The organism is Mycobacterium sp. NGS64, from assembly GCF_059812245.1.
Genome location: NZ_JCALCI010000009.1, coordinates 82,156 through 101,983 on the forward strand (window position 1 = coordinate 82,156; position 19,828 = coordinate 101,983).

A 19,828-nucleotide genomic window follows, 5' to 3' on the forward strand; every position below is an offset into this window, starting at 1 on the left:
TTGACTTGCCTACACTGCTGGTGAGATAGCGGCTCGACACCTGATCAGGGGGCTTTGGCTGAGCATGACCGGTGACGCGACATTGCTTGAAGGGACGATCGCGGTCCCCGGCGGCAACGTGTGGTTCAAGCGGGTCGGTGGCGGGATGGGTGATCCGCTGCTCGTGGTCCACGGAGGCCCCGGGCTACCGCACCAATACTTGAGCTCGCTCGAGCGGTTGGCCGACGAGCGTGAGGTGCTCTTCTGGGACCAGCTCGGCTGCGGGAATTCCGACTGTCCGTCCGACCCGGGCCTTTGGACGATGGAGCGTTCGGTTGCCGAGATGGACGCCGTGGTAAGAGGCCTGGGGCTGAGCCGCTTCCATATCTTCGGCAACTCGTGGGGTGGAATGCTGGCGCAACAATATGCGCTCGATGTGCCCTCGGGAGCCACCAGCCTGACCATCTCCAACAGCATCGCGTCGATACCCGAGTTCTCGAACATGGTGGCGCGCTTGAAATCGGAGCTGGACCCGGCAACCCAATCCGCCATTGACCGTCACGAAGCGGCTGGCACCACCCATGCCGCCGAATACCAGGCCGCCATCCGCACCTGGAACGAAACCTACCTGTGCCGCGTGCGCCCCTGGCCCTGGGACCTCGAAGACGCGTTCCGCAGGATGGGAGCCGAGATCTTCGAGACGATGTTCGGCCCCAGCGACTTCCACATCGTCGGCACCATCCGGAGCTGGGACGTGTTCGACCGGCTACCCGAGATCGCATTGCCGACTCTCGTCGTCGCCGGCAGGTTCGACGAATGCGTGCCCGAACACGCCTGGGAAATGCACCGGCGCATACCGGGTTCGCGGTTCGAGCTATTCGAGGCCAGCGCTCACATGCCGTTTATCGAGGAGCCCGAGAAGTTCGACCGCGTGATGCGCGACTTCCTGCGGTCGATCGAAGCGCCGCGAGCCTAACCGCACTGCGAAAAAACCGGCCGAAATTCGCGGTGCAGTTCGGCTCGCGGCCGTGCGCTCAGTTCTTGCCGGCGTTCAGCTTGGCGACGATGGATCGGAAGTCGTCGGTGGTGAACGACTGGTGCTCGGCCGAAAGCGCGTAGTCCAGGCTGGCCAGCACTGCGCGCTCCAAGTGAATGTTGAGCACCCGCTTGGTGCTCTCGACCGCCTGTTGGGGCAACTCCAAAATCTTTTTGGCGCAGGCGATTGCCTCGGCGACGGGGTCAGCCGCCACGTGGTTGGCCAGCCCCAGCTCGACGGCGCGCTGCGCGCTGATGCGGGTTCCGGTCAGCGCGTACTCCTTGGCCAATAGCAGGCTGATGTGCAGCGGCCAGGTCAGCGGCCCGCCGTCGGCTGCCACCAGGCCCACCTGCACGTGCGGGTCGGCGAGGAAGGCGTTCTCGGCGATGTAGACGATGTCGCTCAGCGCGACCAGGCTGCAGCCGAGACCGACGGCCGGCCCATTGACGGCCGCCACCACGGGAATTCGGCATCGCGCCATGCCGAGCACGATCTCGCGTCCGTCCCGGATGGTCTTGGCGCGCAGGGCGGCGTCCTGGGACAGCTCTTGGAGATAGGCGAAATCTCCGCCGGCCGAAAACGCCTTGCCGCTGCCGGTCAGCACCGCCGCCCTGGCCCCGGGGTCGTCGGTCAGCCGCTGCCACAGCCGCGCGAGGCCGACGTGCAGGTTGTCGTTGACCGCGTTGAGGTCATCCGGGCGGTTCAGCGTGATGATCCGCAATGCCCCGTCGGCGCGGACGTCGATTTCGCTTGGCATGTCGTACATTCAGACTCCCAATCCCAGGATCCGCGAGGCGATGATGTTCTTTTGTATCTGTGACGTTCCGCCCATCACGCTCTGCGCGCGACTGTACAGATAGGCGCTGAGCAGGTCGGGATCGCGGGTCCCGGCGACCGCCAGCGCGGCGTGCCCCACCGATTGCTCGACCCAGGTCATCAGCAGCTTGTCGAGCGATCCCTCCGGGCCGTGTGAGACGCCGTCCAACTGCTCGGACAGGCGCCGCCGGACGTGATGCGTCAGCATCTCCGACTCGACCGCCGCCCACGCGAGCTCTTCGGGAACCGGTCCTTGATTGTTCGAGTTGCGCGCGAACAGGTTTCGGACCAACTTGCCGTATCGGGCCGCGTAGCCGAGCGTCGAGGGCTCGCGCTCGTGGCCGACAACGGTCATGGCAACGGCCCAGCCTTCCCCGGGGGCGCCGACCATCCGGTCCGCGGGCACCGTGGCACCGTCGAAGAACACCTGGCCGAATTCGTTGGTGACGCCGTTCATCATCCGCAACGGGCGCTGTTGCACGCCAGGCTGTTTCATGTCGAGCACGAACGCCGACAGGCCGCGGTGGCGTTTGGCATCGGGATCCGTCCGGGCCAACAGCAGACACCAGTCCGCGACGTCGGAGTAGCTGGTCCAAATCTTGTGCCCGTGCACCACATAGGTGTCGCCCTCGAGGGTGGCGGTAGTGGTCAACGATGCCAGATCCGAGCCGGCGCCGGGCTCGCTGAAGCCCTGGCACCACCGCTCGGTGCCGTTGATGATGCCGGGCAGGAAGCGCTTTCGAAGCTCGTCACTGCCGTGCCGCCCGATGCCGAAAACCAGATAGCCCACGCTGGGACGGGGCGGAGCGCCGGCGCGCACCAGCTCCTCGTCGACGATGACGTCGTACACGGGTGCCAAGTCCTGGCCGCCGTAGTCACGGGGCCAGGACAGCCCGAAAAAGCCGTTGTCGTAGAGGGCCCGGTGCCAGTCGGCCATGCGTTCCCAGTACTCGTCCCCGGAGCCGGAATACTCCTTGGCATGCAACGCAAGCCACGACCGCAGGCGCTCCCGGAAGGCGGCCTCGTCGGGCGAATCACGAAAATCCAAAGTCGATCTCCTTACACGTGACGGGCCACAGTTCGGTCGATGTCAACGCACGGCGCAGGTAGACGTGGGCGATGCATTCCCAGGTGTTGCCGATGCCGCCGTGCACCTGAACCGCCGTCTCGCAGACGGTGCGCGTCGCGCGCGCGCAGTAGACCTTGGCGATCTGGGCGGCCCTGATCGCCTGTGGCGGCGCGAGCTCGTCCACCGCCCATGCGGCGTGGCGCAGCACGCTCACCGAACCTTCGATCAGCGCCAGGCTTTCGGCCAACAGATGTGCGATCGCCTGATAGGAGCCGATCGTTTTGCCGTACTGTTCACGGATTTTCGCGTAGTCACAGGCGACCGCGTGCGCGCCGCGCGCGATGCCGACCAGGTCCGCGGTCGTGGTGACCAGCGCCAGCGCCCGCCACCGCCCGGCCACGTCGGACGACACCTCACCCAGAGTCGTCGGCGACCCCACCGCGTCGGCCTCGGCGCGGGTCAAATCGGCGCCGGCGCGACCGGCGCCCACGTCGGTGCCCAGGACCGTGGTGCCGGAGAGCGATAGTGCCCGCCGCGCGCCGCGGGCGTCGATCACCCGGCCGTCCACCGCTACGGTCGAATCCCCGCTTTCGGCACCCACGTGGCGCGCCAGATCGTCGGCCAGCACCGGCCCCAGGAACGGCGCGTCGACCAATCGGCGCCCGAATTCCTCGGCGACGACGGCCACTTCGACGCCCGAGGCGCCGTCGGAGCGCAGTGACCGCCACCCGGTCGTTTCAATCTGCTTGTCCAGCCGGGCGATTCGGCTCGGGTCGTCGAGATCCTGGACCGCTCCGGGCCCGAGATCGTCGGCCAGCTTGGCGGCGGCGTCGCGCAGCTGCTGCTGTTCAGCTGTCAGACGTACATCCATAAGACTCCTTCAGCACTCGGCGCAGCACCTTGCCCGAGGGTAGGCGCGGAATGTCGTCCACAAACACGATGCGGCTCAGGTGTTTGTAGGACGCTAGCTTCTCGTCCACCCGGGCGGTGAGGTCGGATGGGTCCACGGGCGCGCACGCCGCGACGGCGGCGACGATCGCCTCACCGTTGATGCCGTCGGGAACTCCGAACACCGCACAGTCCTTGACGGCCGGATGGCCGTGCAGCACCGTCTCGATCTCGGCGGGCGCGACCTGGAACCCGCGCACCTTGATCATCTCCTTGAGACGATCGGTGATCCGCAGCCAACCGGCGCGGTCGACCCAGCCGACGTCTCCGGTGCGATACCAGCCGTCGCGCATGGCCTCGGCGGTCGCCTCGGCGGGCAGGTAGCCGGCCATCAACGACATCGACCGCGCCTGGATTTCACCGACCTCCCCCGGCCCGACGGGCTGGCCGGTCTGCAACGAGACCACCCGCAGGTCCACCCCGGGCACCGGACGCCCGACCGAGTCAACTCTCGCCCCCTGCAACGGATTACACGCGATGACGGGCAGTTCCGTGGTGCCGTAGGCGGGGACCCAACCGACGCCGGTGCGCCGCGTCACGGTTTCGGCGACGCTGGGGCTGACGGGTGTCGCCCCCCACATGATGTAGCGAAGCGAGGACAGGTCGTACGACTCGAGCCGGGGGTGCGAGGCGAGGGCCAGCGCGATGGGCGCGACGGCCATTTCGACGGTGATGCGGTCGTTTTCGATGGTCTGCAGCATCCGGTCGATGTCGAATCGTGGGTGCAGCCGTATCCGGGCACCGGTCCGCAGTGCGGTGAGGATGTTGAGCAGGCCGAGGATGTGTGACGGCGGCGTGGCGACCTGAATCCGGTCGCGTCGCGTCAGCTGCAGCGCCGCGCGCCAGTGTCCCGCGGCCTCCTCCAACGCCGTGTGGGTGTGGCGCACTGCCTTCGGCCGACCGGTGGTGCCGGAGCTGAACACCAGCACCGCGTCGGCGCTGGGCGGCGGCGCGCCCGATGTCGGCTCGCCCGGGTTGATCGGTTCGTCCAGGTGCAGCATCGGCATCAGGCCGCCCAGTACCGGATGGTCCCCGACGGCATGTGCCGGGCCGGTGATGGCAAGCGCATGGTCCACCTCGTCGCGCTTCCACGCGGGGCTGATGAGGACCGCGGTGGCGGCCAGCCGCCAGATCGCGAGCAGGACGGCCACAAACTCGGGCCGGTTCGACGCCATGACCGCCACCCGCTGACCTGCGATGACACCCCGTTTCGTCAAGGTCGCGGCCAGCCCGTCGGCCAACGCGTCGAGCTGCGGCGGGCTGAACCGCCGTTCCTCGAACACGAGCGCTGCCGGCTCGGTCACGTCCCGTTCCTTCCAGCAGTCCGATGGCTTGAGAAGACCCTATCGCTCTGTGAGAATAGTATTCTCTATACTGAAGAATGCAAATATGGGAGGGGCGGTCATGGCGACGGTCACCACGATCATCGAGGAGACTCCACGGGTGACAGATCCCGCATCCGATACCGGCGCCAAGGTAGGCACGGTGACGATTCACCTCGACCGCAAGAAGGCGACGGTCCCCCTGGTGCCCGGCGAGACGCTGCTGGAAAGCGCCCGGCGAGCCGGCCTGGAACCGCCGTTCAGTTGCGAGGCGGGCAATTGCGGCACGTGCATGGCCAGGCTCGAGGAGGGCCACGCGACCATGCGGGTCAACGACGCTCTCGACGACGACGAAGTTGCCGAGGGCTACATTCTGACCTGCCAGGGCGTGCCCGACACGGATTCCGTCACGGTGCGCTACGAGTAGCCACAGAGAGGCGGCGTAATGGCCAACGGAATCATGTACGTCGAAAGCCGGCCGAGCTCGCCAGAGCGCGAGCAGGAGTACAACACCTGGTACGACGAAGTGCATCTGCCCGAACTCATGGCGCTCGACGGTATCGTCTCGGCACGCCGGTTTCGTCCGGTCGATGGCGACGGCCCGTACGTCGCGATCTATGAAATCGAGGGCGACGATCTTCAGGCCGTCTTGGACAACATGATCGCCAACGCCGGCCAGCTGCACATGTCCGATGCCTTGCAGTTGGATCCCGCGCCCGTGCCCCGACTGCTGGAGACGACCGCCGAGTGCCACGGCTAGAGAGACCGATCGAATGAATGTCGATGACCTGATCCTGGTGAGCATCGACGACCATGTCGTCGAGCCGCCGGACATGTTCCTGCGCCACGTGCCCGCCAAATACAAGGACGAGGCACCGATCGTCATGGTCGACGACAAGGGCGTTGACCAGTGGATGTACCAGGGCAGGCCGCAGGGCGTGAGCGGGCTGAACGCCGTGGTGTCGTGGCCGGCCGAGGAATGGGGCCGCGACCCGGCCGGTTTCGCCGAAATGCGACCGGGCGTCTACGACGTCCACGAACGCGTTCGGGACATGAACCGCAACGGGATCCTGGCGTCGATGTGTTTCCCGACGTTCACCGGGTTCTCCGCCCGGCACCTCAACATGACGCGCGAAGACGTCACCCTGGTGATGGTGTCGGCCTACAACGACTGGCACATCGACGAGTGGGCCGGCTCCTACCCCGACCGGTTCATCCCTATCGCGATCCTGCCGACCTGGACCCCCGACGGCATGTGCGCCGAGATCCGCCGCGTCGCCGCCAAGGGCTGCCGGGCCGTCACGATGCCGGAACTGCCGCACCTGGAAGGGCTTCCGAGCTATCACGACGAGGATTACTGGGGCCCCGTCTTCCGGACGCTGTCCGAGGAAAACGTCGTGATGTGCCTGCACATCGGTACCGGGTTCGGGGCGATCAGCATGGCCCCCGGCGCGCCGATCGACAACATGATCATCCTGGCCACTCAAGTCTCGGCGATGTGCGCTCAGGATCTGTTGTGGGGCCCCGCGATGCGCAACTACCCCGAGTTGAAGTTCGCGTTCTCCGAAGGCGGCATCGGTTGGATTCCCTTCTATTTGGACCGCAGCGACCGCCATTACACCAACCAGAAGTGGCTGCGCCGCGACTTCGGCGACAAGCTGCCCAGCGACGTGTTCCGCGAACACTCACTGGCCTGCTACGTCACCGACAAGACGTCGCTGAAACTGCGCCACGAGATCGGCATCGACATCATCGCGTGGGAGTGCGACTATCCGCACTCGGACTGCTTTTGGCCCGATGCGCCCGAACAGGTGCTGGCCGAGCTGAACGCCGCCGGCGCCGACGACTCCGACATCAACAAGATCACCTGGGGCAACGCCTGCCGGTTCTTCAGCTGGGATCCGTACGCCCGAACCCCCCGCGATCAGGCGACGGTTAAAGCTCTGCGCGCCAAGGCTTCCGACGTTGACGTGTCCATCCGGTCGCGTGCCGAGTGGGCCCGGCTCTACGCGGAAAAGCAGCTCACGTCGCGGTAGCCGACCGCCAATGTGCGGCTGGCCGCACACTCGAACCCGAACGTGCGGCCAGCCGCACGTTCGGGCAGCTGCTCGGTAGCTTCGAGGGTCAGGGTACGGCCGGCTCCCCGAGCTCGGTCAGCGCGAAGCCCAGCTCCTCGAGTTGACCGACGGCACCATTGAATTCGGCGCCGACCGGCGGCAGCAACGTGACGTGGTCCGCTCCGGCGGCCAAGTGTTGGCGGATGCTGCGCGCGATGTTCGCCGGATGGCCATGAGCGACAGCGGAATTGACCAGGCGGTCGCTGACTTCGTCGATGTCGCGCGACGAGTAGCCCAGCCCCGCCAGCCGGGACGCATAGGCCGGGGCGGCGAGGCTCGCCGACACCGACTCGCGGGCGGCCTGGATGTCGCGGACCACCGACAGGCCGACCACCAAGAGCTTGTCCGGTCCGAGCGCGCTGCGCGCCTGGGCGGTGAACTCGTGCGGTAGCCCGGCCGGCAGCGCCCCGTCGGCGAGATCCCTTGCCAGCGCCAGCATCTTCGGCCCGTTCGCGGCGACGATGCGGGCGTAGGGCGCGTCGGGCGCGGGCGGCCACGTCGGGGCGTTCATCCCTTCCAGATAGTCGCGCATCGTGCTGAGTGGGCGCCCGAATTCCCGGCCGACGCTCGCCGCCTGCTCCGGGTATCAGATCCCGATGCCCAGCACGAGCCGACCCGGATACGCCTGCGCCAGTTGGGCGGCCGCGGCATGCATGGTCTGCGCGGGCCGCGCCCAGATGTTGGTGATGCAGGTGCCGAACACCATGCGCTCGGTGTCGGCCAGAAGCATGCCGAGCTGCACCAGGGCGTCCTTGCCGATCACCTCGTTGGTCCACGCGGCGCCGTATCCGGCACGCTCCAGCCTGCGCGCGGTCTCGCGTAGCGCGTCGGCGGACGGTGTGTCGGTGAACGAGACGGGCAGGCATACGCCCACCGGGCCCAGCGCCTTTCGAGTCGCGTCGACGACCGCGTCAGCCACGGTATCGCTCACCGTCCGAAGTAGTGGCCGGCGTCCAGGTCCTCGAGCAGACCCGGCCCCTCGGGCTTCCAGTCCAGCACCTTGCGGGTCAGGGCATTCGACGTCGGATTGTCCAGTGTGGCGAAGAGCGCAAGAAAGCCGAAATGACCGGCTTCCTCCGGTGGTATGCCGACCGTCGGTACCCCTAGGTGGCGGCCGATCACGGCGGCGATATCGCGGAACGGCACACCCTCGTCGGCCACACCGTGCAAACGCGTTCCGGCAGGGGCCTTTTCGAGCGCCAGCCGGTACAGGTGCGCGGCGTCCAGGGTGTGAACCCCGGGCCAGCGGTTAGCGCCGTCACCGATGTACGCCGACTTCCCGGTCTCGCGGGCGGTGCCGATGAGGTGGTGTGCGAAGCCGTGGTGGTCGAGATCGCTGTGCACCAACGGGGAGAGCCGGATCACGGACGAGCGCACCCCGCGGTCGGCCAGCGCGATCACCGCGTTCTCGGAGTCGACGCGCGGTCCACCGGGGAGCGTGTCCTGTTCCGTGGCCGGACCGCCCTGCCCCAACAGCGACAGGAGCAGGGTGCCCGAGGTACTGACGAAGGGGCGGTCGGACCCGACGAGCACCTCGCCAATCGCCTGCACGGCGCGCAGGTCGGTGTCGGCGGCGCCCACGAAATCGTCGAAGTCGTGTTTGAAGGCCAGGTGGATGACACCGTCCGCCGCCGCCGCGGCGGACCGTAGACCGTCGAGGTCGTCGAGGTCGCCCCGGTGCACCCGCACACCTTTCGCCTCGAGCGCCGCGGCGGACTCGTCGGAGCGGGCAAGCCCGGTGACCTGGTGTCCCGCCTGCATGAGTTCGTCGACGACGGCCGAACCGATGTGTCCGCTCGCGCCCGTCACAAAGACCTGCATGGATGATCCTTTCGTTGCACCGTATCGCGACTTCCAGTCAATGGGCGTCCCGCCCCTGATGTCCAAGACCGGTTTCAGATGGCGCGATACCGAATCGGCATCACCGCATTTGAGCGCCCTTTCCGCACGGCCCGACGCTGACCAATCGCGATACACTGCACGCATGACCGAATCGGTATCGCCGGTTATCGACCTCGACCTGCGACTGGTCGGGTATTTCGTCGCGGTCGCCGAACACCGCCACTTCGGCCGGGCCGCGAGCGCGCTGCGTGTCGCCCAGCCGTCGTTGAGCCGCCAGATCCGCCGACTCGAGCAACAGCTGGGGGTTCGGCTGCTGGATCGCACACCGCAAGGCACCCGCCTCACCGAGGCCGGAGAGGTGTTTCTGCCCCGAGCCAGGGCGCTGCTGCGTTCCGCCGCGCAGGCCGCCGCCCAGGCCCGGGCTGCCGGGCAGCCGAGCCGCATCGCGATCGGCTACACGACCGGGATGATCGTCACCCCCGCGGTGCGCGAGCTGCGCCGCGAGCATCCGGACGCCGAAGTGCAAGTGTCACACCTGGATTGGGGCCAGGCCCTCGACGCCCTGCTCGGGCACCGGGTGGACGCGGTGGTAACCCGGCTACCGTTTCCGACCGACGGCCTGCACGTGACCATTCTCTACGACGAGCCTCGGATGCTGGCCGTGTCCGTCGACCACCGCCTGGCCGGTCGGGATTTCGTGACCCTCGACGACATCGCCGACGAACCGATGCCGCGGATCCGGGACTCCGACCCAGCGTGGAGTGCCTTCTGGCGCATCGATCCCCGCCCGGACGGGCGCCGCGCGCCCGATGGACCGTTCATCGACGCGCTCGAGGACAAGTTCGAAGTCATCGCCTCTGGGCAGGCGGTAGCCATCACGGCCGGCTTCCGCGGCAGCGCGCTGCGGCCCGACATCACCACGGTCCCGTTGAAGGGCGTCGAGCCCTGTCACGTCGTTCTGGCGACGCGCGCCGGCGACCGCGGCCGTCTCGTTTCGGCCTTCCGTAAACTCGCCGAGGCCCACCTCACCGGGCCGCCGGCTTCAGCCGTCGGCTAGCTCCGGCGGGGGTCGGTAGTCGGGCTCGTAGCCGGACACGTGGATGGGGCTGCCGACGAGGCGGAAATTACCCGCCGTCACAACCACTTCCGGCGTCGCCTTGAGCGCCTCGGGCAGTGTCCTGACGGCCGCGGCCGGGACGCCGAGAGGACGCAGCCGCCGTTCCCACCCCGCGGCCGTGTCGGTCGCCAGCATCGCCGTGACGACGGCGAGCACCTCGTCGCGGCGGGCGACGCGCTCGGCCATGGTTTCGAATCCCCCGATGCCCGCCTCGGCGGCGAACGACTTCCAAAAGCCGTCGTGCGTGATGAACAGCGCCAAATGTCCGTCCGCGGTTGGAAAGAGCTGAGCCGGAACATAGTACGAGTGGGCGCCATGGGGGCGCCGCTGCGGTTCGACGCCGTTGTTGAGGTAGGCCGAGGCGTGGTAGTTGAGCTGCGAGAGCATCACGTCGCGCAGTGATACGTCGACCTGCCCGCCGGTTCCGGAGATGATCTTGGCCAAAAGCCCCAGTGCGGCGCACATTCCGGTGGAGTTGTCGGCCGACGAGTAGCCGGGCAGCGTCGGCGGGCCGTCCGGGTCGCCGGTCAGGGCGGCGGTGCCGACGCCCGCCTGGACCACATAGTCGAAAGCCGGATCGTCGCCGCCGTATAGACCGAATCCGGTGATCGCGACGCAGACGATGCGCTCGTTGTGCCGTCGTAGCTCGTCGTAGGTGAGGCCCAGCCGCCGGATGGCCGACGGCTTGAGGTTCACCAGCAGCGCGTGCGATTCGGCGACCAGCTCACCCAGCTTTCGCTGTCCCGCTTCGGAATTCAGGTCCAGCGTGACGCTGGACTTGTTGCGGTTGAGGCTGGCGAAGTAGCTGGCGCCGGCCCCGCGGGAGATCTCACCGCCACGCGGCTCGATCTTGGTGACCTCGGCGCCGAGGTCGGCCAGCAGCATGGTCGCGTACGGACCGGCCAGCATGGTGCCGACCTCGAGGATACGTATCCCCGCCAGCGGGCCCACGTCGGCCGTCAACGCAACTCCGCTGCGAGCGAGGCGATCATGTCGCGGGTGCGGCGCTTGGAGGCGACGAGTTCGTCCCGGTTGTCGCCGATCGGCAGCAGCCGCACCGACAGGTCGGTCACGCCGGCGTCGGCGAATCGGCGCATCCGGGCCAGGATGGCGTGCTCGTCGCCGGCCGCGCACAGATCGCCGACATCGCGGGCGTCGCCGCGGTCGAGCAGCCGCTGGTAGTTCGGCGACACCTCGGCCTCGCCCAGGATGCGGTTGGCCCGATCCTTGGCCTCGTCGACTTGTGCAGGCGCGCAAAGACATACCGGGATGCCCGCGACGATCCGCGGCGCGGGCCGACCGGCATCCGCGGCGGCCTTGGTGATCTTCGGGGCGATATGGTCGCCGATGGCGCGCTCGTCGGCCATCCACAACACGGTGCCGTCGGCGAGTTCGCCGGCGATCTGCAGCATGACCGGCCCCAGCGCGGCGACCAGCACCGGCATCGGGGTGTCGGCACCGATGGCGGTCGGGTTGTGCACTGTGAACGAATCGTTCTCGACGTCGACCGGCCCGGGCCCGGCGATGGCGGCGTTGAGCACCTGCAGATAGTCGCGCGTGTAGGCGGCGGGCTTCTCGTACGGCAAGCCGAGCATGTCCCGGATGATCCAGTGGTGCGACGGGCCGACGCCCAACGCCAGCCGCCCCCCGGCCACCGCGTGCGTCGAGAGTGCCTGGCGGGCAAGGGCGATGGGATGCTGGGCCTGCAACGGCACCACCGCGGTGCCGAGCTCGATGCGGGAGCTGTGGGCGGCCATCAGCGACACCATGGTCAGGCAGTCGAAGTCGTTGGGCACCTGCGGCATCCACGCGGTGTCCAGCCCGGCGGATTCGGCCCATTCAATATCGGAGACGAGCTTTTCCACCTTGCGGGCCATGTCGCCACGCTCGGCGCCGATCATCACTCCGACGCGCACTGTGGTTCCTTTGCTTCGGGGTCCGGGGTGCCGGTCAGTGCGCGGATGTCGCGCACCAGAACGTCGAGCGGTGTCCCGGTGGGGAATACCGCCGCGGCGCCGGCGGAGAGCAGCTTGGGGACGTCGGCGTGCGGGATGGTCCCCCCGACGACGACGGCGATGTCCGCGGCGTCGGCGGCGCGCAACGCCTCGACGGTCCGCGCGGTGAGCGCCAGATGCGCGCCCGACAGGATGCTCAGACCCACGACCGCGACGTCTTCCTGGACGGCGATCGACGCGATGTCTTCGATGCGCTGGCGGATGCCGGTGTAGATGACCTCGAAGCCCGCGTCGCGCAGGGTGCGCGCGACGATCTTCGCGCCGCGGTCGTGTCCGTCCAGGCCGGGTTTGGCCACCAGAATTCTGACCGCCACTTAGAACACCACCGGCTGCTGGAACTCGCCCCACACGGCTTTGAGCGCCGAGACCATTTCCCCGACCGTGCAATAGGCGTTGGCGCAGTCGATCAACTTGTGCATCAGGTTGTCGTCCCCTTCGGCGGCACGGGACAGCGCCGCGAGGCTGGATTCGACTGCGGCCGTATCCCTTTCGGCTTTGACCTTAGACAACCGCTTGAGCTGCAGATCGCGCCCTTCGGCGTCGAGCTCGTAGGTGACGACGTCGTGTTCCGGCTCTTCGGTCACGAACCGGTTCACCCCCACGACCGGTCGGGTGCCGGCTTCGACTTCCTGATGCATCTTGAACGCCTCGTCGGCGATCAGGCCCTGCAGGTAACCGTCCTCGATCGCCTGGACCATGCCGCCGTGCCGCTCGAGGTCGGACATGATCTCGATGATGCGAGCCTCGGTCGCGTCGGTCAGGGCCTCCACGAAGTAGGACCCGCCCAGCGGGTCGGCGACGCTGGCCACCCCGGTTTCGTGGGCGAGGATCTGCTGGGTGCGCAGCGCCAGTGTCGTGGTTTCCTCGGTGGGCAGGGCGAACGGCTCGTCCCAGGCCGCCGTGAACATCGACTGCACACCGCCCAGCACCGCGGCCATCGCCTCGTAGGCCACCCGGACGATGTTGTTGTGCGCCTGCGGAGCGTAGAGCGACGCGCCACCACAGACGCAGCCGAACCGGAACATCGCCGCCTTGTCCGTCGTCGCGCCGTAGCGCTCCCGCACGATGGTCGCCCAACGACGCCGCCCCGCACGGTATTTGGCGATCTCCTCGAAAAAGTCGCCGTGAGTGTAGAAGAAGAACGAGATCTGCGGTGCGAACTGGTCAATCGTCATGCGGCCGCGCTGCACCACGGTGTCGCAATAGGTCACCCCGTCGGCAAGGGTGAAGGCCATCTCCTGCACCGCGTTGGCCCCGGCATCGCGGAAATGCGCGCCGGCCACCGAGATCGCGTTGAACCTCGGAACCTCGGCCGCGCAGAACTCGATGGTGTCCGCGATCAACCGCAGCGACGGCTCCGGAGGCCAGATCCAGGTTCCGCGCGAGGCGTACTCCTTGAGGATGTCGTTCTGGATGGTCCCGGTGAGCTTCGCCCGCGGTATCCCTTTCTTCTCAGCGGCGGCGACATAGAACGCCAGCAGGATGGCGGCCGTCCCGTTGATCGTCATGCTGGTGCTGAGCTTGTCCAGCGGGATGCCGTCGAACAGGATCTCGAAGTCGGCCAGGGTGTCGACCGCGACGCCGACGCGGCCGACCTCCTCGCCGAACTCGGGGTCGTCGGAGTCGTACCCACACTGGGTGGGCAGGTCCAGCGCCACCGACAGGCCGGTCCCGCCCTGCTCGAGCAGGTAGCGGTAACGGCGGTTGGATTCCTCGGCGGTGCCGAATCCCGAGTACTGGCGGAAGGTCCAGAGCTTGCCGCGGTAGCCGGACGCGAAGTTGCCGCGGGTGAAGGGAAACTCCCCCGGCTGCGAAGGCGCCGCGGTTACGTCCGCCGGCCCATAGACGGGCTGCAGCGGGATACCAGACGGAGTGTGGGCCGTATTATCCATCGGTGAATAACGTACTTGCAAAAAAAGAGAATGCCAATACCACAGGGTTGACCAGGTAAAACGGCAGTGCCGCGAGACTATGCGCGGCAGAGAATCTCGCCGTGCGGCATCGACAGCCAGCCGTCCGGGGCCGCGGCCCAGGCCCGCCACGCCGCGGAGATCTCCTCCAGCTGGGCCTCGGTGGCCAGGCCCGACGCCAGGAGGTCCCGGGCGACGTCCGACTGCAGGATTCTGTCGGCCCACATCGCGCCCCACCAGTGGCGGGTGTCGGCGGTCGCGTAGCACCAGACGCTGCCCGTCGGGGTGACGTTGTCGAAGCCGGCCTGAAGCGCCCACGACAGCAGCCGCCGGCCGGCATCGGGTTCGCTGCCGTTGGCGCGGTGCGCCTTGCGATACAGATCGAGCCACAGATCCAGCTCGGGAAGCAGTGGGAACCAGATGAAGCCGGCGTAGTCGGCGTCGCGCGCCGCGACGATGCCGCCCGGCCGGCACACGCGCCGCATCTCCCGCAGCGCCCGCACCGGATCGGCGACGTGCTGCAGCACCTGATGGGCGTGGACGACGTCGAACGAGTCGTCGGGAAAGTCGAGGTGGTGCACGTCGGCGGTCGCGATCGTGACGTTCGACAGGCCGCGCCCTTCGATTTCGGCGCGGGCCACGTTTAGGACGTCGGCGACCTGATCGACGGCCAGCACCGCTGCGGGGGCGACCCGCTCGGCGAGGTCCGCGGTGATGGTCCCGGGGCCGCATCCGATGTCCAGCACCGTCAACCCCGGCCTCAGGTGGGGCAGGAGGTAGGCGGCGGAGTCTTCCGCGGTGCGTCGCCGATGGCTGCGTAGCACCGACTCGTGATGTCCGTGCGTGTAGCGCGCCCGGTGGTCGTCGTTCATGGCCTGAGCCTAGCCTTGTGACCCACACTATGAAATTTCCGTCTCAATATGCGAGACACCTAGTCGACGGGGACGTTGAGGATCGGTCGGTCGACCGCTGCGCCCGGACCGTCGAAGTGCCACCACTCCCCGGAGTAAGGGGCCAGCCCGCCGTACTGCATGGCGTCCCGCAAGCGCGCCCGGTTCGCCTGCTCGTCGGCGGTGACGCCCTGGGTCGCGTAAGCCGTTGCGCGCGAGGAGAAGTCGTCGAAATCGGTACCCATGTCCGCCAGACACAAACCTTCGACCTGCCGCTCGGCCGGGCACTGCTGCTGCACGCTGGTGAACGTCACGTCAACCGAAAGCCCGGCCTCGTGGCTGTGCGCATACGCGCCCGGGCGGGCCACCCACGCCGGATTGGGCACGGCGTTGAACAGCTTGACCTGCACGTCGTGCGGCCGGTAGCAGTCCCAGAACACCAACACATGGCCCTGCGGGCGCAGCGCCGTCGCGGCCGTCGCCAGCCCCGGGGCCATGGACTGATGCACCAGGCACCGGGCGTCGGACGGATACAACTGCGTGTGGGTGAAATTGTTCGTGGTCGCGTAGCGCAAGTCGATGATGGCGTCGGGGACCACGCTGCGGACGTCGACGAACCCGGCCGCGCGCGCCGCGTCGCTGACCGGGGGCACGTCCGGACTGGCCTGCGCGGGTAGGGCACCGGCGACCAAAGCGAGGGCTATCCCGAGCGGAAGCGTCAGACGCATTTGCTCATTCTCGCGGTTCACCCGCTCGCATCACGCTCAATTCGCGGCGATGTCGCCGGTTGGGCGCCATCGCGGCCACCACGTCGCGCGTGCTGATCCCGTACTCGGCTGGCCATTGATGAACGGCGATCCGTGATCTATCGTGCCGGATAGCCGATCGGCTAGCCTTTGGCCGGCGGCACGAAGGAGCCAACAGGATGGCCGGTCTCGGCGTGGGTGTCATGCACAACACCATCAATTCGCGCTTCGGCCCGAAGCCGTTGATCCACGCCGACTACCTGACCGGGCTCGCCTGCGGAGCCGACTCCTTCTGGGTGGCCGACCACCTCAATTCGGTGCTGCCGCCGTCGATGTGGACCCCCAAGCACGTGGGCGCGGCCCGGGTGATCCCCAAGATGGACGCGCACCTCGAACCATGGACGATGCTCGGCTACCTGGCGGGCCGCAACCGGCTCGGCCGGATGCGCCTGGGAGTGGCCGTCACGGACACCGGCAGGCGCAACCCGGCCGTCACGGCGCAAGCCGCCGCGTCGCTGCACCTGCTCACCCGCGGCCGGTCGGTGCTCGGCATCGGAACCGGCGAACGGGAAAGCAACGCGCCCTACGGCGTCGACTGGTCCAAGCCGGTGGCGCGGTTCGAGGAGGCGGTGGCCACCATCCGGGCGCTGTGGAACTCCAACGGCGAGTTGGTCACCCGCGACTCGCCGTTCTTCCCTTTGCACAAGGCCACTTTCGCGCTGCCGCCGTACAAGGGCAAATGGCCGCAGATCTGGATCGCGGCGCACGGTCCCCGAATGATGCGCGCCACCGGGCGATACGCCGACGGGTGGTTCCCGGGAACGACCCGAGCGACCGAATACGGCGAGCAGCTCGAGATCGTGCGTACCGCAGCGTCGGACGCCGGACGCGACCCGATGGCCATCACCCCCGCGCTCATCCGGTTTATCGTCACCGGCCGGTCCCGCGGAGAGGTCGACGAGGTCGTAGATAGCGATATCGCCAAGGTGTTCACGCTGAATTGTCCGGCCAAAGACTGGGCCCGCCACGGCGCGGAACATCCGATGGGGGCCGACTTCACCGGAGTGCAGGACCTCATCCCGCAAACTATTGACGAGCGCACGGCACTTTCCTACGCGGCCAAGGCCCCGCGATCACTCGTCCGGGAGTTGTTCGCGGTGGGCACACCCGACGAGGTCGTCGAGCAGATCGCGGACTTCCGTGACAACGGATTGCGGTACCTCGTCGTCGGCAACGCCGGTGCCATCCAACCGAGTCTGCGCAAGAGCGCATCCGCGACCGCGCCCTACGTCAAGGTCGTGCGCGGCCTGCGAAAGCTGTGAGGCGGTTTGCGATGCCGATGATCGATCTGACGTTCGTGCGTGGCTCGGTGGACGACGACGCATTGGGCCGGCTGGCCGACGAGCTGGTGACCGCGCTGCTGCGCGCCGAACGCGCTCCGGACACACCGTTTCTGCGGGACAACACGTTGGTGTACCTACACCCGATGGAAGCCGACCAGCTCTCGGTCGGCGGCCGTGGCCCGGGCGCGCCCCGCTTCCGGGTCGACCTCACGGTGTTCGAAGGAGCGCTGGATCAGCACCGCAAGGAACAGCTCGCCGCCGACGTGCACGGCGCGGTGTGCGCCGCCGCCGGAATCGAGCCGCAGGGCTCGCGGGCGTTTCACGTTTGGACGCTGATCCATGAGATCCCCGAGGGCAATTGGGCCGGGGGCGGCAAGGTCATCTACTACCAACAGGTGAAAGGCCTTGTGGCCGAGGACTTGCCCGACGATCGCCTGGCCTGAACGCCCGCCCCGCCCGCCGGACCGCCCTATGCTGGCGTGCGAGGGAGGGACCCATGGCGTACGTGCTGGCGCAGCCGCAGGTCTTGGCGACGACGGCGGCCGATGTTGCGGCGATTCGGACAACGCTTGACGGCGCCGCGGCGGCCGTCGCGGGCGGGACGACCAACGTACTGGCGGCCGGCGCCGACGAGGTGTCCACCGCGGTAGCCGCGCTGTTCAGTGCGACCGGCCAGGAGTGGCAGGCGCTGCTTGGCCGGGCGGCGGCGTTGAACAGTGAGTTCGCCCGGGCGCTGACCTCGGCCGGCGACGCGTATGCCAACACGGAGGCGACGGGCGTGACGGCGCTGGCCGCGACCGGCGGCGCAGCGACCAGCGCGGCGGACCCGCCCGTCACGTTCGTCCTGGGCGGCAGCGGAATGCCCTTCCCTCCCGCAACCTTTGTCGCGAACGTCGTCAGCAAGTACGTGGCACCCAATTTTCCCGTCGGCCTTGTCCAAGCCCTGTTCATGCCCGCAGGCGAATATCCGGACAGCGGCATCAAGGACTTGATGCAAAACATATCGATCGCGCGGGGCGTCACGGCCCTGAACAACGCGATCCAACAACAACTCGCCGCCGGAAACACCGTCAACGTTCTCGGCTATTCGCAGGGCGCCAACATCGCCGCGCTGGAAATGCAGCTGCTGGACCCCGCCGGCACGCCGAGCACGCTCCCGATAAACTTTGTGCTGCTTGGCAATTCGATGAACCCCAACGGGGGCTGGGATGCCCGCTTCCCGGGGTTGAATGTCCCGACATTGGGCTTTTCAACACTTGGTCCGATGCCGACCAATGACTTCGTGACCAAGGTCTACACCCTCGAATACGACGGCTGGGCCGACTTCCCGCAATACCCCATCGACATCTTCGCCGACTTGAACGCCGTTGTCGGGATGGTGACCGTGCACGGGGGCTATGAAAATCTCACGCCGACGCAGATCAATTCGGCGGTCGTACAGCCGACGCAGGGACCGACGACCACCACCTTCTACATGATTCCGACCCAGAACCTGCCACTGCTTGATCCGGTGCGGCACATCGCCTATGTGGGCAACCCCCTCGCCGATCTGGTTCAACCGGTCCTGAGGCCCCTGGTCAACTGGGGCTACGGCGATCCGAATTTCGGCTGGTCCACCGGGCCGGCCAACGTGACGACGCCGTTTGGATTCTTACCGCCGCTCAGCGACACCGCCGCCCTGGGGCCCGCGCTGGTCAGTGGGATCCACCAGGGAATCGGCGCCGCGATCGGCGACCTCTACGCCGAGGGACCCCCGCAGCTCCCGTCGCTGCAGGACATCTCGCAGACGCTGACGTCGTTCTCGTCATCGCCCGGCACACTGGCCCTGCCCACCGGGCCGCCCACGCCAACCGACCTGATCTCAGGCCTTGAGTCAGCGAACACTCAGATCGTCGACACGGCGACGACCGCGTTCTCGACGGCCTACTCGACGCTGCTTCCGACGGCGGACATCGCCACCGCGGTCCTGGTCTCGTTGCCGTCCTACGACCTGAACCTGTTCCTCAACGGGGTCACCCAGGTGGTCAACGGTCAGCCCCTCGCCGGGCTGGTCAATGCGATCGGCTATCCGATCGCCGCGGACGTCGGATTGTTGCCGATGCTAGGTGGTTTGGAAGTGGCGGTTCTCGGGGAGGCCGCCTATTCGATCGTCACCGGGACGCCGTACGGGAGTTTCTGACTGGTGGCCAGGGGCGGGATCGAACCGCCGACCTTCCGCTTTTCAGGCGGACGCTCGTACCGACTGAGCTACCTGGCCGGAAGGCAAAAGTGCCTCGCCGTGTTGGCGACCCTGACGGGACTCGAACCCGCGACCTCCGCCGTGACAGGGCGGCGCGCTAACCAACTGCGCCACAGGGCCTCGCTCTTGCTCCGCGTCTCCGCGTCGCGTACCCCCAACGGGATTCGAACCCGTGCTACCGCCGTGAAAGGGCGGCGTCCTAGGCCACTAGACGATGGGGGCCAGAACCGAATCACTTCGGGGGCACTCGCAACGCAGTTACCGTTGGGAGCCAAGCAAGCTTAGGTCACCGCGGGCCCAATCCTCAAACGAGCGGCGTTCGAGCGCCGTCGGCAACCCAGTATCCTGAACGTTCGCGCCCCTATAGCTCAGTTGGTAGAGCTACGGACTTTTAATCCGCAGGTCCTAGGTTCGAGTCCTAGTGGGGGCACTGATCAGC

General features: G+C 67.6%; 19 protein-coding genes, 4 tRNA genes and 1 pseudogene. 9 read left to right on the forward strand and 15 right to left on the reverse strand.

Translation table 11 applies throughout. The annotated features are described in order from the left end of the window. Window positions 1-64 precede the first annotated feature (64 nt). Complete coding sequence (locus AC5Y4S_RS26025) at window positions 65-955, forward strand: proline iminopeptidase-family hydrolase (RefSeq protein WP_500035451.1); 891 nt, start codon at window positions 65-67, stop codon at window positions 953-955. Between the two features lie 58 nt (window positions 956-1,013). Here the strand turns inward: AC5Y4S_RS26025 and AC5Y4S_RS26030 are convergent, their stop codons facing one another. The 4 genes from AC5Y4S_RS26030 to AC5Y4S_RS26045 are packed head-to-tail and all read right to left on the reverse strand — an operon-like array spanning window position 1,014 to window position 5,152. After that, window positions 1,014-1,781, reverse strand: a complete 768-nt coding sequence (locus AC5Y4S_RS26030) for an enoyl-CoA hydratase/isomerase family protein (protein ID WP_068179141.1) — start codon at window positions 1,779-1,781, stop codon at window positions 1,014-1,016. Continuing rightward, entirely contained in the window at window positions 1,782-2,879 is a 1,098-nt protein-coding gene (locus AC5Y4S_RS26035; RefSeq protein WP_500035452.1) for an acyl-CoA dehydrogenase family protein, read from the reverse strand. It abuts the gene before it with no gap. Then, the gene (locus AC5Y4S_RS26040; protein ID WP_500035453.1) at window positions 2,866-3,771 is read right to left on the reverse strand and encodes an acyl-CoA dehydrogenase family protein; all 906 of its coding nucleotides are present in this window, start codon (window positions 3,769-3,771) and stop codon (window positions 2,866-2,868) included. The genes AC5Y4S_RS26035 and AC5Y4S_RS26040 overlap by 14 nt, the downstream gene beginning before the upstream one ends. Next, the gene (locus tag AC5Y4S_RS26045) at window positions 3,749-5,152 is read right to left on the reverse strand and encodes a class I adenylate-forming enzyme family protein (RefSeq protein ID WP_500035454.1); all 1,404 of its coding nucleotides are present in this window, start codon (window positions 5,150-5,152) and stop codon (window positions 3,749-3,751) included. Before AC5Y4S_RS26045 ends, AC5Y4S_RS26040 begins: the two co-directional genes overlap by 23 nt. A gap of 85 nt (window positions 5,153-5,237) precedes the next feature. Here AC5Y4S_RS26045 and AC5Y4S_RS26050 point away from each other — a divergent pair, with 85 nt between their 5' ends. From AC5Y4S_RS26050 to AC5Y4S_RS26060, 3 genes are read left to right on the forward strand one after another with little or no spacing between them, the layout of a single operon-like run. Then, on the forward strand, window positions 5,238-5,597 hold the full coding sequence (locus tag AC5Y4S_RS26050) for a 2Fe-2S iron-sulfur cluster-binding protein (protein ID WP_500035455.1): 360 nt from the start codon (window positions 5,238-5,240) through the stop codon (window positions 5,595-5,597). A gap of 18 nt (window positions 5,598-5,615) precedes the next feature. Further along, a complete protein-coding gene (locus AC5Y4S_RS26055; RefSeq protein ID WP_500035456.1) occupies window positions 5,616-5,930 on the forward strand; it encodes a hypothetical protein in 315 nt (104 codons plus the stop codon). A 13-nt stretch (window positions 5,931-5,943) separates the two neighbouring features. Next, window positions 5,944-7,206 (forward strand): amidohydrolase family protein, encoded by a 1,263-nt coding sequence (locus AC5Y4S_RS26060; RefSeq protein WP_500035457.1) that lies wholly within the window; start codon window positions 5,944-5,946, stop codon window positions 7,204-7,206. An 88-nt stretch (window positions 7,207-7,294) separates the two neighbouring features. Here AC5Y4S_RS26060 and AC5Y4S_RS26065 read toward each other — a convergent pair. Together AC5Y4S_RS26065 and AC5Y4S_RS26070 are read right to left on the reverse strand one after the other, a co-directional pair. Next, window positions 7,295-8,218 (reverse strand): annotated as a pseudogene (locus tag AC5Y4S_RS26065) (LLM class flavin-dependent oxidoreductase). Next, the gene (locus tag AC5Y4S_RS26070) at window positions 8,215-9,108 is read right to left on the reverse strand and encodes an SDR family oxidoreductase (protein WP_500035458.1); all 894 of its coding nucleotides are present in this window, start codon (window positions 9,106-9,108) and stop codon (window positions 8,215-8,217) included. Before AC5Y4S_RS26070 ends, AC5Y4S_RS26065 begins: the two are co-directional and overlap by 4 nt. A 163-nt stretch (window positions 9,109-9,271) precedes the next feature. On the opposite strand from AC5Y4S_RS26070, the gene AC5Y4S_RS26075 reads away from it, so the two are divergent. Next, on the forward strand, window positions 9,272-10,186 hold the full coding sequence (locus AC5Y4S_RS26075) for a LysR family transcriptional regulator (protein WP_500035459.1): 915 nt from the start codon (window positions 9,272-9,274) through the stop codon (window positions 10,184-10,186). Here the strand turns inward: AC5Y4S_RS26075 and AC5Y4S_RS26080 are convergent. The 6 genes from AC5Y4S_RS26080 to AC5Y4S_RS26105 form a co-directional block, all read right to left on the reverse strand. Then, entirely contained in the window at window positions 10,172-11,209 is a 1,038-nt protein-coding gene (locus AC5Y4S_RS26080) for a CaiB/BaiF CoA transferase family protein (protein WP_500035460.1), read from the reverse strand. The two genes, AC5Y4S_RS26075 and AC5Y4S_RS26080, sit on opposite strands and share 15 nt — an antisense overlap. Continuing rightward, window positions 11,206-12,162, reverse strand: a complete 957-nt coding sequence (locus AC5Y4S_RS26085) for an LLM class F420-dependent oxidoreductase (RefSeq protein ID WP_500035461.1) — start codon at window positions 12,160-12,162, stop codon at window positions 11,206-11,208. Before AC5Y4S_RS26085 ends, AC5Y4S_RS26080 begins: the two co-directional genes overlap by 4 nt. Continuing rightward, the gene (locus AC5Y4S_RS26090) at window positions 12,147-12,575 is read right to left on the reverse strand and encodes a cobalamin B12-binding domain-containing protein (protein ID WP_068128380.1); all 429 of its coding nucleotides are present in this window, start codon (window positions 12,573-12,575) and stop codon (window positions 12,147-12,149) included. Before AC5Y4S_RS26090 ends, AC5Y4S_RS26085 begins: the two co-directional genes overlap by 16 nt. Next, complete coding sequence (locus AC5Y4S_RS26095) at window positions 12,576-14,153, reverse strand: methylmalonyl-CoA mutase family protein (RefSeq protein ID WP_500035462.1); 1,578 nt, start codon at window positions 14,151-14,153, stop codon at window positions 12,576-12,578. A 77-nt stretch (window positions 14,154-14,230) separates the two neighbouring features. Next, window positions 14,231-15,043, reverse strand: a complete 813-nt coding sequence (locus AC5Y4S_RS26100; RefSeq protein WP_500035463.1) for a methyltransferase domain-containing protein — start codon at window positions 15,041-15,043, stop codon at window positions 14,231-14,233. Window positions 15,044-15,102: 59 nt separating this feature from the next. Beyond that, window positions 15,103-15,789 carry a M15 family metallopeptidase gene (locus AC5Y4S_RS26105; protein WP_500035464.1) on the reverse strand — a complete coding sequence of 229 codons (687 nt, stop codon included), beginning with the start codon at window positions 15,787-15,789 and terminating at the stop codon, window positions 15,103-15,105. Between the two features lie 197 nt (window positions 15,790-15,986). Between AC5Y4S_RS26105 and AC5Y4S_RS26110 the strand changes: the two genes are divergently transcribed. From AC5Y4S_RS26110 to AC5Y4S_RS26120, 3 genes are read left to right on the forward strand one after another with little or no spacing between them, the layout of a single operon-like run. After that, a complete protein-coding gene (locus tag AC5Y4S_RS26110) occupies window positions 15,987-17,129 on the forward strand; it encodes an LLM class flavin-dependent oxidoreductase (RefSeq protein WP_500035465.1) in 1,143 nt (380 codons plus the stop codon). 11 nt (window positions 17,130-17,140) lie between these two features. Beyond that, window positions 17,141-17,593: a tautomerase family protein gene (locus AC5Y4S_RS26115; protein ID WP_500035466.1), complete on the forward strand. Its 453-nt coding sequence runs from the start codon at window positions 17,141-17,143 to the stop codon at window positions 17,591-17,593. Between the two features lie 53 nt (window positions 17,594-17,646). Then, complete coding sequence (locus tag AC5Y4S_RS26120) at window positions 17,647-19,329, forward strand: PE-PPE domain-containing protein (RefSeq protein ID WP_500035467.1); 1,683 nt, start codon at window positions 17,647-17,649, stop codon at window positions 19,327-19,329. Window position 19,330: 1 nt separating this feature from the next. On the opposite strand, the gene AC5Y4S_RS26125 is transcribed toward AC5Y4S_RS26120, so the two are convergent. The 3 genes from AC5Y4S_RS26125 to AC5Y4S_RS26135 form a co-directional block, all read right to left on the reverse strand. Next, a tRNA-Phe gene (locus AC5Y4S_RS26125) sits at window positions 19,331-19,407 on the reverse strand. Window positions 19,408-19,432: 25 nt separating this feature from the next. Continuing rightward, a tRNA-Asp gene (locus tag AC5Y4S_RS26130) sits at window positions 19,433-19,509 on the reverse strand. 29 nt (window positions 19,510-19,538) lie between these two features. Then, window positions 19,539-19,611 (reverse strand) — tRNA-Glu (locus tag AC5Y4S_RS26135). Between the two features lie 135 nt (window positions 19,612-19,746). On the opposite strand from AC5Y4S_RS26135, the gene AC5Y4S_RS26140 reads away from it, so the two are divergent. Continuing rightward, window positions 19,747-19,819 (forward strand) — tRNA-Lys (locus AC5Y4S_RS26140). Window positions 19,820-19,828 lie beyond the last annotated feature (9 nt).

Excerpts from the sequence above, each read along its gene's own strand:
- AC5Y4S_RS26050 (WP_500035455.1), top strand. The coding sequence starts at position 5,238 with ATGGGAGGGGCGGTCATGGCGACGGTCACCACGATCATCGAGGAGACT.
- AC5Y4S_RS26060 (WP_500035457.1), top strand. The coding sequence starts at position 5,944 with ATGAATGTCGATGACCTGATCCTGGTGAGCATCGACGACCATGTCGTC.
- AC5Y4S_RS26115 (WP_500035466.1), top strand. The coding sequence starts at position 17,141 with ATGCCGATGATCGATCTGACGTTCGTGCGTGGCTCGGTGGACGACGAC.
- AC5Y4S_RS26120 (WP_500035467.1), top strand. The coding sequence starts at position 17,647 with ATGGCGTACGTGCTGGCGCAGCCGCAGGTCTTGGCGACGACGGCGGCC.
- AC5Y4S_RS26110 (WP_500035465.1), top strand. The coding sequence starts at position 15,987 with ATGGCCGGTCTCGGCGTGGGTGTCATGCACAACACCATCAATTCGCGC.
- AC5Y4S_RS26100 (WP_500035463.1), bottom strand. The coding sequence starts at position 15,043 with ATGAACGACGACCACCGGGCGCGCTACACGCACGGACATCACGAGTCG.
- AC5Y4S_RS26105 (WP_500035464.1), bottom strand. The coding sequence starts at position 15,789 with ATGCGTCTGACGCTTCCGCTCGGGATAGCCCTCGCTTTGGTCGCCGGT.
- AC5Y4S_RS26055 (WP_500035456.1), top strand. The coding sequence starts at position 5,616 with ATGGCCAACGGAATCATGTACGTCGAAAGCCGGCCGAGCTCGCCAGAG.
- AC5Y4S_RS26025 (WP_500035451.1), top strand. The coding sequence starts at position 65 with ATGACCGGTGACGCGACATTGCTTGAAGGGACGATCGCGGTCCCCGGC.
- AC5Y4S_RS26095 (WP_500035462.1), bottom strand. The coding sequence starts at position 14,153 with ATGGATAATACGGCCCACACTCCGTCTGGTATCCCGCTGCAGCCCGTC.
- AC5Y4S_RS26040 (WP_500035453.1), bottom strand. The coding sequence starts at position 3,771 with ATGGATGTACGTCTGACAGCTGAACAGCAGCAGCTGCGCGACGCCGCC.
- AC5Y4S_RS26030 (WP_068179141.1), bottom strand. The coding sequence starts at position 1,781 with ATGTACGACATGCCAAGCGAAATCGACGTCCGCGCCGACGGGGCATTG.
- AC5Y4S_RS26070 (WP_500035458.1), bottom strand. The coding sequence starts at position 9,108 with ATGCAGGTCTTTGTGACGGGCGCGAGCGGACACATCGGTTCGGCCGTC.
- AC5Y4S_RS26075 (WP_500035459.1), top strand. The coding sequence starts at position 9,272 with ATGACCGAATCGGTATCGCCGGTTATCGACCTCGACCTGCGACTGGTC.